This is a genomic window from Allobosea sp. CER48, assembly GCF_044752385.1.
GTDB lineage: Bacteria > Pseudomonadota > Alphaproteobacteria > Rhizobiales > Beijerinckiaceae > Allobosea.
In genome coordinates, this window is sequence record NZ_JBIWYK010000558.1 from 1 (window position 1) to 1,785 (window position 1,785).

Annotated in this window: 1 protein-coding gene and 1 pseudogene; both read left to right on the forward strand. The window is 68.5% G+C overall.

Annotation, left to right across the window (positions count from 1 at the left end; genetic code table 11):
- Positions 1-332 (forward strand): annotated as a pseudogene (locus ACIPIA_RS15500) (hypothetical protein); the annotation flags it as partial.
- A 61-nt stretch (positions 333-393) separates the two neighbouring features.
- On the forward strand, positions 394-1,785 hold a 1,392-nt coding region (locus ACIPIA_RS15505), incomplete at its 3' end, for a M48 family metalloprotease (RefSeq protein WP_400510843.1).

The following is a 1,785-nucleotide window of genomic DNA, read 5'->3' on the forward strand; positions in this document are numbered from 1 at the left end:
TAAGGCCTGCCCCCTCACCCTCCCGGCCAGTGGCCATCGACGGCCATGATCTCGCCGCTGTAAAGGCGCAAGAGGGGCGTTACGTCATGCTGGAAGGTCGGATCGCCTCGGTCGGCGAGCGCTCCCAGCGAACCTATCTGAATTTCTCGCGCCGTCCCGGGGAGGCTGCTTCGATCGTCGTCCCGCGGGCCGTATGGCGTGAATTGAAGGGCGCCGGCTGGACCACAGGCAGCCTGGGCGGTAAACGCGTGCGCGCTTATGGCGTCCTGTCCGGACGCGACGGCCTCCTGCTGGAGGCCCCCTCCCGTGCGGCGTTGGAACTGATCGACTGAGGATATGCTGGAGTTCTGGCAGATATCGCTTTCGCGGCATTCGAAGCGGCTGGCGGCCGTCATGCTGCCTGGCCTGCTGCTCGTCGGCTGCCTCGGCGACCAGAGCGCGCTCGTTCCGGCCGGCGGCGGCTCGGGCGATGAGATCGCACCCCGCATCAACACGGTCCAGCGCGCCTCCGATCAGGAACACCAGCGCCTGCTGGCCGCCTTCGGCGGAGAGTACCGCGCCCCCAGGACCCGTGCGGCTCTGGACGAGGTCGTGCAACGCCTGGCCAAGGCCGGCGAGGGCCAGATCGGCCATTACGATATCACCATCCTGAATTCCCCGGTGGTCAATGCCTTCGCGCTGCCCAACGGCCGCCTGTACGTCACGCGCGGACTGCTCGTCCTCGCCAACGACACCTCCGAGATCGCCTCGGTCCTGGCGCACGAGATTGCCCATGTCACCGCCCAGCACGCGGTAGAGCGGGCCGAGAAGGAGGCGGAATCGGCTCTGGTGAACCAAGTCGTTTCGCAGGTCCTCAAGGATCCCTCCCAGGGCGCGGCCGTACGTGCCGGTTCGAAGCTCTCTCTCGCGAAGTTCTCGCGCCAGCAGGAGCTCACGGCCGACCAGATCAGCGTGCGCAACATCGCGCGGGCCGGGTATGACCCGTACGGCGCCGGCCGCTTCCTGGCCACGCTCGGCCGCAACACCGCCTTCCGCAGCAGCGGCCAGAACCAGAGTGCCGACGACAAGCGGCTCGACATTCTGTCCAGTCACCCTCAGACGCCGGAGCGCATCGCCGCCGTGACCAACGCCGCCCGCCAGATCGGGGCGCCCGGCATTGGCGAGCACGACGCCAATCGCTGGCTCAGCGCGATAGAGGGCCTGGCCTATGGCGACGACCCGCGTGACGGCGTGGTGCGCGGCCGGCGCTATCTCAACAGCACCTTGCGCATCGGCTTCACCGCGCCCGAGGGCTTCAGCCTAGAAGCCGCGCAGGACATGGTGATCGGCGTCAGCGCCAGCGGCTCGCAGGCGCTGCGCTTCGATTCTGTGACGCTGAAGAGTGGCCAGACGCTGGAAGCCTATGTCGCCGCCGGCTGGATCGAGGGCGTCGAGACCACCGGCATCGAGAAGATCGAGATTGCCGGGCAACCGGCGGTGGTCGCCCATGGCAAGGGCACGGACTGGATGTTCAGGCTCGCCGCCGTGCAGGTGGGGGACCGGGTCTATCGCTTCATTCTCGCCGCGCGCGGTGCCAGCGACCCCGAGCGGGCGATGCGCGTCATCGCAGACAGTTTCCGCGTCCTCTCCCCGGCCGAGGCCCAGGCGGTCCGGCCCATGGTGATCAGGCTGGTCGCGGCGGAGGCCGGCGACAACGTCACGACGATGGCCGAGCGCATGCCGGAGCAGGATCGCCCGGGGGAGCTCTTCCAGCTCCTGAACGGGATCGAGCGCAATACGGCGCTG